15 protein-coding genes are annotated in these 19,423 nt (G+C 50.1%); 14 read left to right on the top strand and 1 reads right to left on the bottom strand.

Translation table 11 applies throughout. The features are described 5' to 3' along the window. The first annotated feature begins 112 nt into the window (after nucleotides 1-112). From mnmA to FD28_RS06415, 6 genes are all read left to right on the top strand, one after another. Nucleotides 113-1,240 carry a tRNA 2-thiouridine(34) synthase MnmA gene (mnmA, locus tag FD28_RS06440; RefSeq protein WP_057733762.1) on the top strand — a complete coding sequence of 376 codons (1,128 nt, stop codon included), beginning with the start codon at nucleotides 113-115 and terminating at the stop codon, nucleotides 1,238-1,240. A 297-nt stretch (nucleotides 1,241-1,537) separates the two neighbouring features. Then, complete coding sequence (locus tag FD28_RS06435) at nucleotides 1,538-2,197, top strand: histidine phosphatase family protein (protein WP_057733760.1); 660 nt, start codon at nucleotides 1,538-1,540, stop codon at nucleotides 2,195-2,197. Between the two features lie 20 nt (nucleotides 2,198-2,217). Further along, a complete protein-coding gene (locus FD28_RS06430) occupies nucleotides 2,218-2,913 on the top strand; it encodes a tetratricopeptide repeat protein (RefSeq protein ID WP_057733758.1) in 696 nt (231 codons plus the stop codon). A gap of 18 nt (nucleotides 2,914-2,931) precedes the next feature. After that, entirely contained in the window at nucleotides 2,932-5,466 is a 2,535-nt protein-coding gene (gene recD2 / locus FD28_RS06425; protein WP_057733756.1) for an SF1B family DNA helicase RecD2, read from the top strand. A 226-nt stretch (nucleotides 5,467-5,692) separates the two neighbouring features. Continuing rightward, entirely contained in the window at nucleotides 5,693-6,679 is a 987-nt protein-coding gene (locus FD28_RS06420; protein ID WP_057733753.1) for a ribose-phosphate diphosphokinase, read from the top strand. Nucleotides 6,680-6,866: 187 nt separating this feature from the next. After that, the gene (locus FD28_RS06415) at nucleotides 6,867-8,513 is read left to right on the top strand and encodes a peptide ABC transporter substrate-binding protein (RefSeq protein WP_057733751.1); all 1,647 of its coding nucleotides are present in this window, start codon (nucleotides 6,867-6,869) and stop codon (nucleotides 8,511-8,513) included. 47 nt (nucleotides 8,514-8,560) lie between these two features. Here the strand turns inward: FD28_RS06415 and FD28_RS06410 are convergent, their stop codons facing one another. Beyond that, nucleotides 8,561-9,151, bottom strand: a complete 591-nt coding sequence (locus tag FD28_RS06410; RefSeq protein ID WP_057733749.1) for an NAD(P)H-dependent oxidoreductase — start codon at nucleotides 9,149-9,151, stop codon at nucleotides 8,561-8,563. A gap of 98 nt (nucleotides 9,152-9,249) precedes the next feature. On the opposite strand from FD28_RS06410, the gene FD28_RS06405 reads away from it, so the two are divergent. The 8 genes from FD28_RS06405 (at nucleotide 9,250) to FD28_RS06370 (ending at nucleotide 19,075) form a co-directional block, all read left to right on the top strand. Then, nucleotides 9,250-9,849 (top strand): Crp/Fnr family transcriptional regulator, encoded by a 600-nt coding sequence (locus tag FD28_RS06405; protein WP_057733747.1) that lies wholly within the window; start codon nucleotides 9,250-9,252, stop codon nucleotides 9,847-9,849. 292 nt (nucleotides 9,850-10,141) lie between these two features. Beyond that, a complete protein-coding gene (murQ, locus tag FD28_RS06400) occupies nucleotides 10,142-11,056 on the top strand; it encodes an N-acetylmuramic acid 6-phosphate etherase (RefSeq protein ID WP_057733745.1) in 915 nt (304 codons plus the stop codon). Nucleotides 11,057-11,127: 71 nt separating this feature from the next. After that, entirely contained in the window at nucleotides 11,128-12,117 is a 990-nt protein-coding gene (locus FD28_RS06395; RefSeq protein ID WP_057733840.1) for an aldo/keto reductase, read from the top strand. 308 nt (nucleotides 12,118-12,425) lie between these two features. Then, a complete protein-coding gene (rbsR, locus tag FD28_RS06390) occupies nucleotides 12,426-13,436 on the top strand; it encodes a ribose utilization transcriptional repressor RbsR (RefSeq protein ID WP_057733743.1) in 1,011 nt (336 codons plus the stop codon). A 163-nt stretch (nucleotides 13,437-13,599) separates the two neighbouring features. Next, nucleotides 13,600-14,520 carry a ribokinase gene (gene rbsK / locus FD28_RS06385; RefSeq protein WP_057733741.1) on the top strand — a complete coding sequence of 307 codons (921 nt, stop codon included), beginning with the start codon at nucleotides 13,600-13,602 and terminating at the stop codon, nucleotides 14,518-14,520. Nucleotides 14,521-14,833: 313 nt separating this feature from the next. Further along, complete coding sequence (tkt, locus tag FD28_RS06380) at nucleotides 14,834-16,855, top strand: transketolase (RefSeq protein WP_057733739.1); 2,022 nt, start codon at nucleotides 14,834-14,836, stop codon at nucleotides 16,853-16,855. Between the two features lie 194 nt (nucleotides 16,856-17,049). Then, complete coding sequence (locus FD28_RS06375; protein WP_057733737.1) at nucleotides 17,050-17,943, top strand: C40 family peptidase; 894 nt, start codon at nucleotides 17,050-17,052, stop codon at nucleotides 17,941-17,943. Nucleotides 17,944-18,055: 112 nt separating this feature from the next. After that, on the top strand, nucleotides 18,056-19,075 hold the full coding sequence (locus FD28_RS06370; protein WP_083478133.1) for a DUF1002 domain-containing protein: 1,020 nt from the start codon (nucleotides 18,056-18,058) through the stop codon (nucleotides 19,073-19,075). Nucleotides 19,076-19,423: the final 348 nt, after the last annotated feature.

Genomic DNA, 19,423 nt, shown 5'->3' with positions numbered 1-19,423 from the left:
GAAACACCAGGCTTGCAAAACGATTCCAAAATGGGTAAACTAGGCAATACTGGATTTATGCGACCTTCAAATCGTAGATTCTCCAGAATCTGAATGAAATGATGGTGATACCATGCAGGACAACAGCCATACACGCGTTGTCGTTGGTATGAGTGGCGGGGTCGATTCTTCCGTCGTGGCTTTGCGGCTTAAGCAGCAGGGTTACGATGTAATCGGCGTCTTCATGAAGAATTGGGACGATACAGACGAGAACGGTGTTTGTACCGCTACAGAAGACTATAAGGACGTGGCTAAGGTTGCCTCAGAAATCGGCATTCCTTACTACTCCGTCAACTTTGAAAAGGAGTACTGGGACCGTGTGTTCACGTACTTCTTGGATGAGTACAAGAAGGGCCGGACGCCTAACCCTGACGTGATTTGCAACAAGGAAATCAAGTTCAAGGCGTTCTTAGACTATGCTTTGGAGTTGGGTGCAGACTACATCGCAACCGGTCACTACGCACAGTTGACCCGTGATGAGAACGGCGATGCCCACTTGATGCGTGCCGTGGATCAGAACAAGGATCAGACTTACTTCTTGAGCCAGCTTTCCAAGGAGCAGTTGGACCGGGTTATGTTCCCAATCGGTGACTTAATCAAGCCACAGGTTCGTGAGATCGCTAAGGAAGCTGGTCTGGCAACCGCTGATAAGAAGGATTCCATGGGAATCTGCTTTATCGGTGAAAAGGGCCACTTCAAGGACTTCCTGAACACTTACTTGCCTGCTAAGGCGGGTAAGATGATGACGGTTGACGGCGAGATTAAGGGCGATCATGCTGGTTTAATGTACTACACGATTGGTCAGCGTCGCGGCTTAGGTATCGGCGGTGACGGTGAGGATAACGAGCCTTGGTTCGTGATTGGCAAGGACTTGTCCAAGAACATTTTGTACGTGGGCAAGGGTTACCACAATCCTCATCTCTATGCGACGCACCTGTCAGCATCCGACATTCACTGGGTGAACACGATTGACCGCGGCAGTGACTTCCACTGCACGGCGAAGTTCCGGTACCGGCAAAAGGATACTGGCGTGACCGTTCATCTGAGTGAGGATGGTCAGCAGGTCACCGTTGAATTCGACGATCCCGCACGGGCAATTACGCCTGGTCAGGCCGTGGTCTTCTACAGTGGTGACGAGTGCCTAGGGAGTGCCATTATTGACGCTGCCTACAACAAGGATCGCGAGTTACAATTGATCTAATGGTCAACCAGCCGAGGGCGATTGAACTATTAACGATTAAATAATCTGACAGATAACCCCCTAGCGAAATTATCGTTAGGGGGTTTTTAGATTTTTCGTACCAGTTTCTTTGAAAATCGCCTAAAAACTGGCATAATAGGGTGATGTGACTGTTTCTACCTGGGTCGCCAAGCGTAAGCCAACCGAGTTATCGTTAGATACGGTGCGTGCGCGTTTGGGGTGACTCGGTAAGGTGGGTGACAGTCGTTTATCGCATAAAGTGTGAGAAAAGATTATGGGGAAGGCAGGCATAGCGCTTTGAAATTATACTTTGTACGTCACGGCAAGACACAGTGGAACTTGGAGGGTCGGTTTCAGGGGGCTGGTGGCGATTCTGAGCTACTGACCGAGAGTTACCAGCAAATGGTCCAGGTGGGCCGCTTTCTGCGACACACGCGCTTTCAGCACGCCTATTCGAGTCCCATTCGGCGGGCCCGAATTACGGCGCAACACGTCGTTAAGGAGTTGCATCAACATGTGCCGCTGACCCTGATGAGCCGGCTCGAGGAATTTCATCTCGGCCAGCTTGAAGGGATGGCTTTTGATGACGTCAAACAGCAGTTTCCAGCCGAATTAGATGCCTTTCGTAATCATCCCGACCAGTACGATACCAGCCGGATTGGTGGGGAAACATTCCAGGAGGTCATCGATCGGATGACACCTGGGATTCAGACCATTGTAGCGGCTAACCCACAGCCCACGGCTAATGTTTTAATCGTGAGTCATGGGGCCGCCCTGAATGCCGAAATTAATGCTTTACTAGGGACACCGCTACCCGATCTTCGCAAACGTGGGGGCATTCGTAATACGAGTGTCACGGTGTTAGAGACCACTGATGGTGGCCAGCACTTTGAATTGCGTGACTGGAATGACACGAGCTTCTTAACGGCGGCTGCATCGCCGACCGATACGATCTAGAGAATTAGGTGATAATGAAAATGACGGAACAACACACGAATCAAGGGCGTGACCAAGATAAGCAACGCTCCGAACAAATGGTTCATCAATTAGTCCAACGGATTGATTCCCATCCGGGGGATGTCGAGGCATACTACGAACTGGCAACGGTCCTGGTTGATCTCAATTCCTTCGCTCAGGCCGAGGAATTGCTCATGAAGGCGCTGGGGCTATTTGCTGCGCAACCGGCAGCCGTTGAAAAATTGCACTATGGCTTGGGCAACGTCTACTATGCGGCTCAGGATTACACGAAGGCAATTGCCCAGTTTGATCAGTTAGGCGCGCAGTTGAAGGGCGCCGGCTACCTCATGATGGCACAGAGCTACATGGCGAGTGGCGACCATAAACGGGCCTTGGTCTTTGGTCTGACGGCATTAGGCAGTCAGACCAAAGACGTTGCGACGTTGCAGGTTGTGGCTGAGAACCTGTTGGCACTGGGAAACATGGCGCAGGCCGCCCAGTATTACGATCAAGTTTTACAATTGGATGCGCACAATGGTCGCGCTAATTTTGATCGTGGTTTAGTGGCGATGGTGCAGGGTGAAGACTACGCGGCTTATTTCAAGACGGCTAAGGCATTAGACCCGGATTATTTTGAGAAGGGTCAGAAAAAATTAGCCGATATTGAACGGTTTATTCAAACCCAAAAGGGCCAAAAAGACCAAACACAATCATAACGAAAAGGAGACGAGCAGATGGCATCCGAATCACTAGACTTATTCGCAACGGATCACGGCGATCAGGCTGATTACGTGGTCGGCACCGTCAGTGCGGTCTTCTTTGCGAGTCAGGATAGCTTTTACAAGGTCATGTTGGTGAAGGTTTCCGAGACCAGCCTGGACTGGCACGAGGATGAAATCGTCGTGACGGGAAACTTTGCGGACGTGAAGGATGATGTTAGCTACCGGTTTACCGGTAAGAAGGTGGAACATCCGAAGTACGGCGTGCAATTTCAGGCGGATAATTATCAGAATGAGACACCGACTTCTCGTAGCGGGGTCATTGCTTATTTGAGTGGTGAGGACTTCCCTGGTTTAGGAAAAAAGACCGCGGAAAAAATCGTGGATCAACTGGGAACGAATGCGATTGAAAAGATTCTCAACGATAGTGCCGTGTTGACGCCGTTGGGTTTGTCCCCCAAGGTGGTGGCAACGCTGGTCAGTCAGCTTCAGACGAATAACGGGATGGAACAGATTATCATTGGTCTGAACGGGTATGGCTTTGGGAGTACGTTGGCTGCAGCAATCTATAATCGGTATGAGGCCAAGACCTTGGATGTCATTCACGACAATCCTTACCAGTTGGCCGAAGACATCACCGGTGTTAGCTTTAAACGAGCCGATCAGATTGCGACCCAGTTGGGCTACGCAGCGGATCGCCCCGAGCGTTTACGGGCGGGCTTGCTGCAGACGCTGACGGATTTGTCGGTGGCCAATGGAGATACCTATACGACGGCCAAACCGTTGCTAGCCAACACGTTGAGTCTCTTAGAAAACTCGCGGAACGTCCGACTGAACCCGCCGGACATTGCCGATCAGTTGCTAGAACTTGCGAAGCAACAGAAGGTCGTGGGGGATGAGCAACGGATCTACCTGAAGACGCTGTACGATGCCGAATGGCAGATTGCGGAGCACCTGCAGCGCTTGTTGCAGGGTGGCGACGACACGGAACGTTTCAATGACGAAGCGATTGCCAAACAGTTACGGATCGTGGAGAAGCAGGCGGACATTGTTTACGATGAGTCACAGACCACGGCGCTAACCGCAGCGGTTAAGGCCAAGGTGATGCTGCTGACTGGTGGACCCGGGACCGGGAAAACGACGATTATTCGGGGGCTGGTTAACCTCTATGCTCGCTTGCATGAGGTGTCCCTCGACATTAATGAGTATAAGGAAAAACCATTTCCGATTCTCTTGGCAGCACCCACGGGTCGGGCCGCCAAACGAATGAGTGAGTCGACCGGCTTGCCGGCCAGCACCATTCACCGTTTGCTGGGCCTGACGGGACGCGAGGAAGACCTCGATGCTGCCGCCACCAAGGACCTAGAGGGTGGCTTATTGATTATCGATGAGACGTCGATGGTGGATGTTTACTTAATGAAGACCCTCTTGCGGGCGGTTCCCGTCGGCATGCAGGTCATTCTTGTGGGGGATAAGGATCAGCTTCCTTCCGTGGGGCCGGGACAGGTCTTTCACGACCTGCTGGCTAGCGACCAACTACAAAAGATCCAGTTGGATACGATTTATCGGCAGGGGGATGGGTCATCCATCATTCCGCTGGCCCATGCCATTAAGAAGGGGCAGCTGCCAGCAGACTTTACCCAGAACCAACCGGACCGGTCGTTTATTCCCTGTCACGCTAATCAAGTGGAGAGTGTGATCGACCAGATTGTAGGAAAGGCACATGCCAAGGGCTTCACGGCCAGCGACATTCAGGTGCTGGCCCCCATGTATCGGGGCTCAGCCGGGATTGACCGGTTGAATGTGGTCTTGCAAGATATCCTCAATCCGCGCAAATCGGAAAGAACCAAGGAAGTTGAATTTCGCAATCAGAAATTCCGAATCGGTGACAAGGTGCTCCATCTGGTGAACAGTCCGGAAAACAATGTTTTTAATGGCGACATTGGGACCATTACGGGGATCGATTTGAGCGCTAAAGACAAGAAGCTCAAGGCGGACCAACTGACGATTGCCTTTGAACAGACGGAAGTGACCTACTCACGAAACGACTGGAATCGGTTGACCTTGGCTTATTGCATGTCGATTCATAAGTCACAGGGGTCTGAATTCAAAATGGTGATTCTGCCAATGGTGGGTCAATACAATCGGATGTTGCAGCGTAATCTGCTCTACACGGCGGTGACGCGGGCAGCGGATATGTTGATTTTACTGGGAGAGCCTAATGCCTTTGCGGCTTGTGTCAATAATCTGTCAGTTAATCGGCATACGACGCTGACGGCGCGTATTCAGGGCGTGCTGGCACCGGACACGGTCACGCCGGCCCCAGCGGCAGCAACCACATCTGCGGCACCAAGCGAAGAATCGCCGACCAAAGATGAGAAAACGGTGGCGAACGCTAGTGACGACGCGCAAACGCCTTCATCGTCGGAATCGGCACCGGCTGAACCGGCCAGCTATCGCTTAACACCGGAGCTGGTTCTCAGTCGCCAGGTCGATCCCATGATTGGGATGCAGGGGATCACACCAGCACAATTCATGGCAACAAACTAAAAGTGCGGCGCGAATCGTTGCGTTTCCAGGCAAAGATTGCGATAATGTAAACAGTAAATCATGCATCGTGCACGTTGGTTTCGTCGCGGCTGTCTGGTCGCCCCTGAGCACAGAAAGTAGTGTCGGTCGGTGGCCGTTAGTGTGAACGCTGATGGACGCAAACGTTAAGCACGGGTGCACACTTAAAAATATAAACGAATTTGGGGAAACCCACTGGGAGGCTGTTATGGCAGAACATGTCGAAGCTGGCAGAATGAAAGTTTTTGCACTGAATTCAAACCGGCCACTCGCTGAAAAAATCGCTAAAGCTGCGGGCGTTGAGCTGGGTAAGGCAACGATCAAGCACTTTAGTGACGGTGAAATTCAGATTAGTATCGATGAAAGTATTCGTGGTGACCAATTGTTCATCATTCAATCGGTGTCCGATCCAGTTAACACGAACTTGATGGAACTTTTGATTATGGTGGATGCCGCACGGCGGGCCAGTGCTGATAAGATCAACGTGGTCATTCCTTACTATGGGTATTCACGGGCCGACCGTAAGGCACGTTCACGGGAACCCATTACCGCGAAGCTGATTGCGTCACTCCTCCAAATGGATGGCGTCAACCGGGTCATTGCCTTAGACTTGCACGCTGCCCAACTACAAGGGTTCTTTGACATTCCGGTGGATCATTTGCAAAGCGACCGGCTCTTGGCTAGCTACTTTGAAGATAACGCTGAAATGCCCAACGATAACTTTGTTGTGGTGGCACCCGACCACGCCGGTGTGAGCCGAGCACGGCGTTTAGCCGAACTGTTGGGCGCACCGATTGCCATTATTGATAATCGGGACGACAAGGAGAACGCGGCTCATCCCGATGCAGTTATTGGGGATGTCAAGGGGAAGCGAGCCATTCTAGTTGACGATATCATTGATACCGCCCTTCGGATTACCGTTTCGGCGCGGGCATTGAAGGCGGCAGGGGCCGCCGATGTGTACGCCTGTGCCACCCATGCCGTTCTTTCTGGTCAAGCCACGGAACGCATTGAAGACTCGCCGCTTGAAAAGGTGGTCTTCACCGATTCCATTCAGCTACCAGACGAGAAGAAGAGTGACAAGTTTGTCGTCTTGTCAGTTGGCGACTTATTCGGGAAGGCGATGGATCTTATCTATCACCAAGAACCCGTGGATTCACTCTTTCACAAAGCCTTGAAGCAACATAAGCAGTAAATGACGAGAGCCGTCACGCTGGTGATGGTTCTTATTTTGTCTCTTGCTGAATCGGCAAAACGCGAGAATGGGTTAGACGTGACAAACGTTGGCGTCTAGCCATGTCTGACATTGAACAAAGGGTGGTCGCCAGGAAGCCATTTGGATGGCGTGGCGGCCAGAAAAAATAAGATAAGGAGCGAGTCGTTTGAGAGGAAAGCATTTTGGTATTTTACTGGGTGTGACAGCGTTGGTCGTGGGCGGTTTAGCTGCTTGCGGGAAAACAACAACATCCAGTCAATCAGGTAAATTGGCGGCAGATCAAGAGGTTAAGCTGGCCACAAAGTCCGAAGTGACGACTTTGGATGTGTCCAAGGCAGCGGATTCGACGAGTCTGACGCAGTTGTATCACACCCAAGAGGGATTGTATCGTTTGGGTAAAAATGAGAAATTAATCAACGCGATGGCCACTAAGACCACGGTTAGCAAGGATGGGAAGACCTACGTCTTTAACCTGCGCCATGATAACCGCTGGAACGATGGTAAGACGGTCACGGCCAAGGACTACGTTTACTCCTGGCAGCGGACCGTTAATCCTAAGACGGCCGCAGAGTATGCCTATCTGATGGCGGGAATTAAGAATTATAGTCAGGTTCAAAGCGGCAAATTGGCACCGAGTCAACTGGGGGTCAAGGCGGTCGGAAAGTATAAACTAGAAGTGACATTGAGCAAGCCAGTCGCTTACTTCAAGCTACTGCTGGCCTTTCCAACCTTCTTCCCACAGGAACAAAGTGTGGTCGATAAGTATGGGAAGAGCTACGGCCATTCCAGCGAAAAGACCGCCTACGATGGGCCTTTTGTGATGACCAAGTGGCAAGGAACCGATCAGAACTGGCAGTTGGTGAAGAACACCAAGTTCTGGGATAAAAAGAAGATTACCTTAAAGAAGATGAACTTCCAGGTGGTTGCTGATCCTTCAACTGGCTTGAATCTGTATCAACAAAAGAAGCTGGACGCAACGACCTTGGACGGGACGCAAGTGGCTAACCTGAAGAACAACAAGGATATGAAGACGTTTGTTGGTGGGTCAACCTACTACATGCAGATGAACCAGAAGCGGGTCAAGGCCCTGCGTAATCTGAAGGTTCGTCAGGCCTTGTCTATGGCGATTAACAAGGAACAGTTGGCCAAGAACGTCCTGCGGGATGGATCTAAGGCACCGTTAGGCTTCGTTTCACAAAACCTTATGCAGAATCCTAAGACCAAAGCCGACTTTGCCAAGGACGCCTACGTGAAGAGTGGGGTGACCTACGATTTGAAGCAGGCGAAGACGCTGATGAAGGCAGGTTTGAAGGCCAGTGGCACCAAATCGTTGAACGTGACGTTAATGGCCGATGATACCAGTGTGACCAAGACGGTTGCTCAGGATATTCAGGCCGATCTGCAAAAGTTACCCAACGTGAAGGTGACCCTCAGCACGCTGCCTTACAAGACGCGGCTGAGTCGTTCCAACAGCGGCAACTTTGATTTGGTACTGACTAACTGGGGGGCGGATTTCGCCGATCCGATTAACTTCTTATCGCTGATGAGTACAGGGAATACCAACAATAATGGTGGCTTCTCCGATGCTCAGTACGATAATTATGTGAAGCGCTCTGAAAATCAGGATGCTAACCAGCCTGCAGCGCGGTACAACGACCTAGTTAACGCTGAAAAGCGGTTGATGGCTCAGCAGGGGGTTATTCCACTGTATCAACCCGCAACGGTTGAAATGTGGAACGCCAAGGTTTCCGGTTATGTCTGGAACCCAGCTGGGATGAGTCGCGGTTACCAGTGGATGGCAGTTGAAAAATAAATGAATTTTCAAGTGAGCTCGACCAGATACAGTTGGTCGGGCTCTTTTTATAACCTGAAATTTTGCAAAATCCCCTGACGCTGTGACAAGGATTTTTGATCAACACGGGCGAAGTTGTGCCATTTGAAATGCCACAGCCGCGTCTTGAGAAAGGTGCCACGGAAGAGGAGCTTGGCCAGAGGCGCACCGAATAGCCAACGGTAGATGAGGTTAGGCGTACTCATGGTCGTGATCAGGTCGATCTTCGGCTGTTTCACCAACTTCGTTTTCATGGACGGGGCCTCGTATAGTTGTCCCTTGGCATAGACTTTGTCTAAGAATCCCTTGGTCATCGCGGGCATGACTTCCCACCAGACGGGAAACATGAAGATGATGCGATCGGCCGTGAGCAGGCGTTGCTGGTAGTCGGCAACCTGGGGATCGGTGGGTAACCCGCGGCGCCAATTGGCTAGATCAGCGGCCGACATGACGGGGTTGAACCCGTCCGCGTGTAGGTCAATCAGATCAATTTCACTCTTTTCGGCGCGTAACTGTTTCATGACACTTTGAAGTAAGGCGGCGAGAAAAGAACGGTGATGTGGGACGTTGTGTCCGGCGGTTGCGGTGTAGGGGTGATCAAAAATAATAACAGTTTTCATCAATAAGGACCTCGCTTTTAGTTAGTAACCAGAGTATAAATGGAAGTGAGGCGCATGGCCTTAACAAATGTTAAGTCGGACAGCAGGAGGAAGTTAAGATGCAAGTTCCCAAGTATTTGGCCCAAAAGTTTCCGGAAATTGGGGAGCACTGGGCGACCTTACAGGATTTATTTATGCCTAAACACGTGGCGGCAGGAGAAACCTTATTATTGGAGGGGGATGTGGCGACGGAACTGCTGATTATTAGGCGAGGGGGCCTTAGACTCTGGCACAGCAGTCGGGGGCGTGACATTACGTTACAGTTCTTCTTTGAGAATCAAATGGTCTCCTCCTTTGAGAGCTTTTACTTGGACCAACCCAGCGGTTTTTCCATTGAAAGCTTTGAAGAAACGGACGTCTTAATGCTGAGCAAAGCAGACTTTCGCCGTATTCAACAGCGTTATCCGACGATTGAGCCGGCCATTACGCGGTTTGTTTGCGAACGGTTCATTGCCTATCGGAATATCTTTTTCACCCAGCTACAAGACTCGCCGGTTGAACGTTATCAGCGGCTTGCCACGGATGAGCCGGAAATCTTGGATCGGGTACCGCTGCGACTAGTGGCGTCCTATCTGGGGATCACGCCGGTATCGCTTAGTCGGATTCGCACGCGGTTGAAGGCGGCCCAATGGACTGCTGGCGAAAATGGAGAGATCTAAGGCGTGAAAAATTGAGTGCCTTACTAATTACTAACGAAATTTTTGCGAGAATGGTCTCATTTATTTTTCAATCTTTTGAAAAAATTTCACAGCTGGCCCGAGGCTAAGGCTGATAGCGCCTTTAAAAGTTCAATTAAGGAATTCAATTTACAAGCGCTGGAAATTACTGTGAATATTGGAGGGCTAATATTCACAATTGAAATTATGTATGAAACATGTTATACCTAGAGTAGTCACTATGAAAGCGAATACATAATTTTGACAAGTCTAATGAAAGTTGGAGGTCAACACCATGCAATTTGATGACTTACTTACAGAACAGAGAAATCACCGGTCAACACACATTGACCGCGAGTCAACGTTGGAGATGGTCGGCACCATCAATCGGGAAGATCACCGGGTAGCACGAGCTGTCCAAAAGCAATTGCCTCAAATTGCGGCAGCCATTGATGCGGCCTATCCCAAGTTTGACCAGGGCGGGCGTTTGATCTATGTGGGCGCGGGGACTTCCGGCCGGCTAGGTGTGATTGACGCGACTGAGCTCCAACCCACTTATGGTTTAACGGAAAAGCAGACGTTTGGCTTGATTGCGGGGGGTAATCAGGCGTTGACGCACACGTTGCCTTCCGTGGAAGACTCGCCGGAGTTAGCCCAAGACGACCTCGCCGCGGTTCAACTCACTGCGAACGACGTGGTGGTCGCCAGTGCGGCTTCAGGTCAGACCCCCTATACGGTAGCTGCCTTGAAGTTTGCTCAGGCTCATGGCGCGACCGGCATCGGTTTTTCCTGTATCGAGGACAGTCCACTAGCCCAGCTTGCCGACTATCCCATTACGCCAGTAGTTGGGCCCGAAGTGATTACCGGGGCGACGCTGCTGAAAGCGGGGACGGCAGAAAAGATGGTACTCAACATGCTGTCGACGGGGATCATGGTCAAGTCGGGTAAGGTCTATCAAAACCTGATGATCAACGTGGTGCCAACCAATGGCAAAACCTTTGAACGGGCCAAGAAGATCATTGCTGAGGCGACTCAGACGTCAACCTTGGCGGCAGAACGGGCCTTGGATCGGGCTGGAAATAATGTGCCGTTGGCGATTGTTCTGATTGAAACCAAGGGGACCATTGCCGAAGCCAAGAAGCTGTTGGATGCGACTGGCGGTCACGTTTCTCAGGCCGTTAAGTTGAGTGACGACGTGCAGCATGCCTAACGCAAAACTTGACTGGTCCACACCAATTCCTTTATACTCGTAAGGAGGCATAAAGGGAAGGAATGTGGCAAATGTATTTAGCAGATGAACATCGTTATGAAAAGATTCCAGTGCGGCGCGCCGGAAATACTGGTTTTCAATTACCAGCCATTTCTTTTGGGATGTGGCACAAATACGGGGAACACGCGAACTATGGTGATACCCGTGATATTATCTTAAAGGCGTTTGACGCCGGTATCTTTAGTTTTGACCTGGCGGCTAACTACGGGCCGGGTTCCTACGAAGCAGAACGTCTTTTTGGTGAAGTTCTGGAACGCGAATTGAAGCCTTACCGTGACGAACTGGTTATTAGTAGTAAGGCTGGTTTCCACATGTGGCCTGGGCCTTATGGACAAATGAGCTCTCGCAAGGCGCTGATGGCGTCACTAGACCGATCCCTGAAGTGCATGGGGTTGGACTACGTGGACATTTTCTACAGTCACCGTTACGATGCAGAAACGTCACCAGAGGAAACGGCCGTGGCTTTGGACGACATGGTACGCCAAGGAAAGACGCTCTACGTGGGAATTTCCAACTACACGGCACCTCAGGCTGAAGCGATGATCAAGATCTTTAAGGATCTGCACACACCATTCGTTGTGGATCAAGTGTCCTACAACATGTTGAATCAAACGGCGAACGATGATGGCCTCTTTGAGATGTTGCAGAAGAACAACGCTGGTGCGATCGCGTACGGGCCACTGTGCGAAGGCTTGTTAACCGACAAGTATTTGGACGGGATTCCTGAAGATGTTGACATCCATTGGTCCAGTGAATTTATCCTGGATGAAGGTCGGGATAAGATGCTGCAAAAATTGCAAGGACTGAACAAAATTGCACACAGCCGCGGCCAGAAGTTATCGCACATGGCCTTGGCTTGGTTACTGCACAATCCCGTGATTACCAGTGTCATCACCGGTGCTTCCAAACCTGAACATTTATATGAAAACGTAAAAGCCGTTCAAAACCTCGAATTCGACGATGAAGAGTTACAAGCCATCGACCGGATTTTAAAGGCGTAGGACAATCTGAAGACTAACCTACGAGTGGAGATACTCGCCGTTAGTCTTTTTATTTAGCTTTCAAGCGACTACGCTTTTTGAAAAGAACGCGTGACTGATTAGTTAATTGACTGTTAAAACCCAAATGTCACCGGTGTTATTCCTCATAATTTTTTCAATAACGAATGCAATTATGATAAATAACGAAAATTGTTCAGCAAATGATGGCGGTGATAGGGTATAATCAAGTTAGTCGTGTGTGGCGGATCTTGAAAGAGGGAACTGATCACATACGTTAGAGACTTAGACAGATTGGTGTGGAGGATGCTATGACACGGAAAGTAACAATTCGAGACCTGGCAGAAGCCGCCGGGGTTTCAGTCACCACGGTTTCGCAGATTTTAAATGGGAAGGGTGAGCGATTCAGCATTGATACGCGCACCCGTGTGCATCAACTCCAAGAAGAGATGGGTTACGTGCCTGACTTCAATGCTCGGAACTTAATTATGCGCTCGGCGCAGACGATTGGGGTTATTGTGCCCAATTTGGGGAACCCCTTTTTCAGTATGTTTATTAAGGGAGTGCAATCAACCAGTCGTGATCGGCACTTTATTCCGCTGATCTTTGGGGCCAATTACGATGAGGACCTAGAAGGTTATTACCTGCAAGAATTGATCAAACGGGCCGTGGATGGGTTGATTATCGCCAGTTCGTCAATCACGGTGGATGCCATTGATAATATCCTAAAGAAGAATGGCATTCCATACCTGCTAATTGATCAAAACGGCGGTCCCAGTCTGGATAGTGTGCGGATTGACGATCAACGAGGTGGCCAGATTGCGGCAGAGTATCTGCTATCTTTAGGGCACCGCAAGATTGCGGTCGTGATGCCGGCGAATCCCACCGATAATTTGGTCGTTCGACTGGAAGGCTTTAAGCATCATTTAGCGCAGGCGGGAGTTGCGCTTCCCGATGAAGCGTACATTATCTCCCCGATGACTAAGTTGGGCGGTTATCAGGCAACGGCGGCCGTGATTAAGCAGGCACCAACGGCTGTGTTCGCGGTCAACGATGAAATGGCCTTGGGCTTAATCCGTGGCCTACATGAACAGGGCGTACGGGTGCCGGAGGACATCTCAGTGTTGGGTTATGATGACATTGATTTGGACGATTATGTTGTGCCCAAGCTCAGTACCGTGCACCAGCCAGTGGTGACCATGGGTGAGCAAGCAACCACGTTACTGATCAATCGGATTCAAAAGCGGCAATTGGCGCCGCAAACGGTTGAATTGCCCGTCGAGTTGCAGCAGCGAGAAAGCACGGCGCCGGTAAGTAAATAAACCAGCAAATGTTAAAAATTATCTGAAAAAAATTTCAAGTTTTACTTGTAAGCCTTTTCGAATCATGATACGCTAGTAGTAATCTGAAACGGGTTGCCGGGTGTGTCGGTAATACGTAAAACGTTTTACGAACGGATAAATGGTTAAGGAGTGGAAGTTAATTATGGCAAACAAAGTAACTGTTCTTGGAAGTCTCAACGTGGATACAACCTTACGGGTTCCCCGGATGCCTTTACCGGGTGAAACGCTGTCAACTGAAAACAAGAGTAGTGCCGCTGGTGGTAAGGGTGCGAACCAAGCCGTTGCAGCAGCCCGTGCTGGCGCTGAAACGCGCTTCATCGGTAAAGTTGGTAACGACGATGCTGGTCGCTTCATGGTTGAATCTCTGCAAGAAGATAAGATCGATACGAGTGCCATCGTGACCGATAAGACGGTTGGTACCGGTTCTGCCTTCATCTTATTGGATGAAGAAGGCCAAAACAGTATCTTGGTCTACGGGGGATCTAACCAACAGATCAAGGAGGCTGAAGTTTTAGCTGTCGAAGATGACATTGCTAAGGCCGACTTCTTGATTGCCCAATTTGAAACGCCACAAGCTGCAACTTTGGCTGCCTTTACGGTTGCCAAGCAACATGGCGTCACGACGATCTTAAACCCAGCGCCAGCTGCTAAGATTGACCCAGCTATCTTGAAGGTGACTGATTTAGTGGTTCCTAACGAAACGGAAAGTGCCGTTTTGACTGGGATTGAAGTCACTGACCGCGCTTCCATGGACGCTAACGCGGAAAAATTCCGCGAAATGGGTGCCAAGAACCTGATCATCACGGTTGGGAGCAAGGGTGCCTACTATGCCACTGAAAAAGAATCTGGCTTTGTGTCAGCTTTCAAGGTAAAGGCCGTCGACACGACTGCCGCTGGTGACACGTTCATTGGGGCTTTAAGCTCACAATTGAAGAGCGACTTGAGCAACGTGGAATCTGCTTTGACCTTTGCGCAACGTGCTAGTTCATTGACGGTGCAAGGTTTAGGTGCTATGCCATCTATCCCAACTTACGATGAAATCATCGCTGCTAGCAAAAAGTAAGCTTTCTGAAAATATCAATTAACTTGGCAATCTTTTCCGAAATTTTCGGAAAAGATTGCTTTTTTTTTACACTTTTGAGACAACCGGTTGCAACATCAACAAATCGGTATATTTGATAATACAGACATCTTGATATTATAAACGCCGCTAGAATAACTTATAAAAGAGGGGTTGCACTATTTGAGTTGAATTGGTATAGTTAGAAAAGTCAAGGAGATGCCGTTGACGATATCGATTAAATCAACGAATGCATGCGCCAAACAAAAATAGCAGCCGTGAATGGTCCGGCCGCTCAAAGTGAGGTTATTTACTAATGTTGAATGAACAGGTTGTTAAAAAAGCAGATTTTGATGAAATTGATACACAAGCCGTTACGGCAGTCCGAATGCTCAGTATGGACATGATTTCACGAGCACGTTCCGGCCATCCTGGGTTACCTTTGGGGGTTTCACCCATGGCATACGTGTTATTCTCTCGGCACTTGCGGATCGATCCTTCCTTCCCACAGTGGTTCAACCGTGATCGCTTCGTTCTTTCCGCCGGTCATGGTTCGGCCATGCTGTACAGCTTGCTTCACTTGAGCGGTTTTGCTTTGAGCAAGTCGGACCTGATGAACTTCCGGCAAATTGGGAGTAAGACGCCTGGTCATCCGGAACATGGGGTTACGCCTGGTGTTGACGCTACGACCGGTCCGTTGGGTCAAGGCATTGGGATGGCTGTGGGGATGGCCATGGCTGAGATGCACCTGGGTGCCGAATATAACCGTGATCAGTTTAATGTGGTTGATCACTATACTTACGCCATCTGTGGCGATGGGGATCTGATGGAAGGCGTGGCTGCCGAATCAGCCAGTCTTGCCGGTCAATTAAAACTCAATAAATTAATTGTTTTGTATGATTCAAATGATGTTTCACTGGATGGTCCCTTAAGCAATGCTTGTCATGATGATGTGGCGGGCCGCTTTGAAAGCTATGGTTGGAACTATCTGCGGGTGGCCGATGGCAATGATTTAGACGCTATCGATGATGCCATTAACACCGCCAAGAACAACCAATCGGGCCCAACCCTGATTGAAGTGAAGACGGTGATTGGTGCTGGGAGCCCTCACCAGGGGACCAACAAGGTTCATGGCGCACCGTTGAATGATGAAGATCTTGCAGCAACGCGGAACTTCTACAACTGGGACAACGATCCCTTCACGGTACCAACAGCAGTGCGTGATCGTTTCCAAAGCACGGTGAAGTCCCGTGGCTGGGCAAGTCACCAGGAATGGTCTAACCTGGTTACCCGTTACTCAGAGGTTGAACCTAAGCTGGCCACCCAATTTGCTCAGGGAATTAGCCAGACGTTACCCGCTGACTACACCAAGAGCTTACCGACGTATTACAAAAAGGATGCATTGGCTTCACGGGCTAGTGGTCATGAAATTCTCCAACGGTTGAGTGCCGCTTGTCCTAATCTGTGGGGCGGTTCTGCTGACCTCTTTAGTTCAAATAAAACCAACGTGGCCGATGAAGACCGCTTTAGCCGTGACAACCCTACCGGCAAAAATTTATGGTTCGGTGTTCGTGAGTTTGCCGAAGCTGCTGCCATGAATGGGATTGCTTTGCACGGGGGCACACGGGTCTACGGTTCAACGTTCTTTGTCTTCTCGGATTACATGAAGCCTGCTATTCGGTTAGCCGCTTTGCAAAAATTACCAGTAATCTACGTCTTTACGCACGATTCTCTGGCCGTTGGGGAAGATGGGCCGACTCACGAACCCGTTGAACAGTTGGCAGCATTGCGGTCAATCCCGGGTTTGGCAGTATACCGGCCAGCAGATGGTAACGAGACGGTAGCGGCTTGGGAACAAGCCATTGCCTCGACGGATCATCCAACGGCGATTATCTTGACGCGGCAGGGGCTACCAACGTTACCTAAGGCGGCTGCTAAGGTTCGCAGTGGTGTAAAGCGTGGCGGTTACGTGGTGACCGATGCGCAAAATGAGGCTGAGGGAATTCTGTTGGCTTCCGGCTCCGAAGTGAAATTGGCTGTGGACGCGCAGCAACGGTTGGCCGAAATTGGTCATGACGTTCGGGTGGTCTCGATTCCTAGTTTTGAAAAATTTGGTGAACAGTCAGCGGATTACCAAGAGAGCGTCCTACCCAAGCACTTGCGGCGGCGAGTGGCTGTTGAAATGGCCAGTGGCGCCAGCTGGTACCGTTACGTGGGCCTGGACGGTGTGGCCTTAACGCAAGAACGTTTTGGGGCCAGTGGTAATGGTTCAGCGGTCGTTGAGATGGCTGGTTTCACGGCTGAAAATGTTGTACAAGCGTACTTGGATTTGCTCTAAGGATAAAGTTTCTTCTATAATATATGGATCTTCGGCCACACTAGGTTTGGACAACTAGTGTGGCTTTTTTTGAAAAGCGGTGTGGTGCAGTCACCGTTTAATGGCTAGAGAAGTCAGAGAAGAAATTCAGAACAATCTAGTAAGTTGCCCGAATTATTGGTAAGATTGGGGTAAAGAAACTGGAGGCGGTTTTAATGGAGATTCGACGGATTAAGGTTCCCACGGCATTAGTGTGGTCCGCACCGACGGCAGCCACAAAGACTGATCAAACGTACTTGAAGGATGGTAATCTAACGGCTTGGTTGGCAGCGCTTCAACCGGCCGATCGGCAGCGTCTCGCTGATAATGATGGGATCGTGACGGAGGCCCTCTTTAATGATCGTGTGATTTTAGATCGGCAGGATGGCGATTGGGCACACGTCTTCGTGACGCGGCAGTCCAACCGGTCGGAACGGCGCGGTTATCCAGGATGGCTGCCGATGGCACAGCTGACTAAGAGTGATGCTGAGTTGGAGTATCCAACCACGACGGTGCGTCTGGTGCGGCCAACAACGACGCTGGTAGATGCCGATCAGCAGCCCATCTTAGATCTCCCAATGGGGACCATTCTGACGACGACCAGCCAAGATAGCACGTGGATTCAGGTCGTCACGCCACTGGGCGCGGGTCAGATTCCAGCAGAAGCCGCCAAGCTGAGTGTGAACGGGGTTGACGACGGTGATCGCATCTTGGCGTTAGGACGGCAGTTCATTGATACGCCCTACCTTTGGGGTGGAATCACGCCGGCCGGATTCGACTGTTCGGGCTTCGTATATGGCCTGCATCGGGCCTTAGGAATTCCGGTACCACGGGATGCTCAGGATCAATTTGCCAATGGTTATCCCGTTGCTCCCGAAGAATTAACGGCGGGTGACCTGGTCTTCTTCGCTACCAATCACGGGACGGGGGATATCCATCACGTTGGTTTGTATGCGGGGGCTGGCCAGATCTTACACGCACCTAAGCCGGGTGGTAAGGTCGAAGAAGTCAGCATGGCGAAGTCGGCTTTTGCTCCTGAATACGCCGGTGCACGGCGCTTTTGGCAGTAAGCAAGTCTGAAGAATTCTCTAAGGTCACGTTGAATTTGGCTACCACGGATTTTCGCGTGCTATACTGATTTTACGGGGGAAGTTAAATTCAAGTGAAGAGAGTGTGCAAACCATGAAATTTAAACGAATTATTTTGAGCTTAGCTGCGGCTGCTTTAGTTGTGGGCATTGGTGGTGGCGTGATTGGCCAGGCTGATACGACAGCAACGGATAGCAGCGCTACCAGCAGTTCGGCGACGAGCGGGAGTACTGTTCAGACTAAGGCGTTATCCAAGGCCTATGTGGTCTATGGTGCCGGCTTAGCCAGTGAGGATAAGGACGCCGTGGCTTCGGCGTTGGGCGTTAAATCTAATTATAGCGAATTAACGGCGACGGGAAGCGACTACGCGAAGTACTTGAACTCGGCGGGAACGACCGACGCCAGTATGATCAGTTCAGTGGCACTAGCACCAGCCGATCCTGGTACGGGTGTGAAGGTCAACATCGCTGATTATAATGGTAGTAATAATATTACGGAAGTTACCTCTCAACAGTATGCCATGGTTGCCACGATGGCCGGGGTGAAGGACGTGATTATTACGGTTACGGCTGACAAGTCGGTTTCCGGTGAATCCGCACTGACCGGGGTTTACAAGGCGTTAGCAGCTGATGGCTTGACTCTGAACTCGGAGAACACGCAAGCTGCTAATGGTGTGCTGGATGCGACTCAACCTGCGATTGATAATAACAGCAGCGATAAGAAGTATCCGGGTAAGTTGATGTCGGCTGTGGGCTCAGTTTCCTCGGATTTAGCTAAGCAACGACAGAATGGGGACGATTTGGCAACCAAGTCAGATATCGAAGCCATGCTAGAAAAGGCGTTGGCTAAGCAGGGGATTGACGGCAAGACGAGTCAAACACAAATCACAAATATTGCGGTTGCGTTGAGTAAAGTTCAACAGGCGCCAGTGTCGACTAGCAAAACTTACATTACGAACGTGACGAATGTGGCAAGCAATTTGGCCAATAGTATTGGTAACAAAATGGCCAATGTGAAAGATTTTGCCAACAGCGCGGATGCTAAAAAAGCAGAAAACTTTCTCGTTCAGATCTGGCACAAGGTTGTTTCCTTCTTCCAAGGGCTCTTCAACTAAAGACAGTCAGAACGGCGAGATTACTAACCAACGGGAGACTTTCTCCCGTTTTTTTGTGCAAAAATTTTTGATTTCACAAAGTCGCAACAAATTTTACCGATTGTAACCTACAGAAAGCGTTGTCAGGGCCAATTTGTATTCTGCAATTATTTTCGGTCAAGCAACTGTTTGAGGCCTTCAACGACTGTGAAATCGCTGAATTTAAAAGTGTCCAGAACAAGGGTTCGTAAAATGTAACCGCTTAAAGGCTTAACACCAGTGCTTTCAGGAGATATGGCTTTTCACAAATTAAAAAATGGGAACAGTCGTTCAGCCTTAAGAATCCGTTATGATTTCCTTAATATTTCA

The sequence above is a fragment of the Levilactobacillus hammesii DSM 16381 genome, from assembly GCF_001434395.1.
Classification (GTDB): domain Bacteria; phylum Bacillota; class Bacilli; order Lactobacillales; family Lactobacillaceae; genus Levilactobacillus; species Levilactobacillus hammesii.
This window is presented reverse-complemented; position numbering and strand designations above follow the sequence as displayed.

Bases quoted from the DNA above. Each gene is read 5' to 3' on its own strand.
- mnmA (WP_057733762.1), top strand. From the start codon at position 113: ATGCAGGACAACAGCCATACACGCGTTGTCGTTGGTATGAGTGGCGGG.
- FD28_RS06410 (WP_057733749.1), bottom strand. From the start codon at position 9,151: ATGAAAACTGTTATTATTTTTGATCACCCCTACACCGCAACCGCCGGA.
- tkt (WP_057733739.1), top strand. From the start codon at position 14,834: ATGTTGAATGAACAGGTTGTTAAAAAAGCAGATTTTGATGAAATTGAT.
- FD28_RS06405 (WP_057733747.1), top strand. From the start codon at position 9,250: ATGCAAGTTCCCAAGTATTTGGCCCAAAAGTTTCCGGAAATTGGGGAG.
- FD28_RS06375 (WP_057733737.1), top strand. From the start codon at position 17,050: ATGGAGATTCGACGGATTAAGGTTCCCACGGCATTAGTGTGGTCCGCA.
- murQ (WP_057733745.1), top strand. From the start codon at position 10,142: ATGCAATTTGATGACTTACTTACAGAACAGAGAAATCACCGGTCAACA.
- recD2 (WP_057733756.1), top strand. From the start codon at position 2,932: ATGGCATCCGAATCACTAGACTTATTCGCAACGGATCACGGCGATCAG.
- rbsR (WP_057733743.1), top strand. From the start codon at position 12,426: ATGACACGGAAAGTAACAATTCGAGACCTGGCAGAAGCCGCCGGGGTT.
- rbsK (WP_057733741.1), top strand. From the start codon at position 13,600: ATGGCAAACAAAGTAACTGTTCTTGGAAGTCTCAACGTGGATACAACC.
- FD28_RS06370 (WP_083478133.1), top strand. From the start codon at position 18,056: ATGAAATTTAAACGAATTATTTTGAGCTTAGCTGCGGCTGCTTTAGTT.
- FD28_RS06430 (WP_057733758.1), top strand. From the start codon at position 2,218: ATGACGGAACAACACACGAATCAAGGGCGTGACCAAGATAAGCAACGC.
- FD28_RS06395 (WP_057733840.1), top strand. From the start codon at position 11,128: ATGTATTTAGCAGATGAACATCGTTATGAAAAGATTCCAGTGCGGCGC.
- FD28_RS06420 (WP_057733753.1), top strand. From the start codon at position 5,693: ATGGCAGAACATGTCGAAGCTGGCAGAATGAAAGTTTTTGCACTGAAT.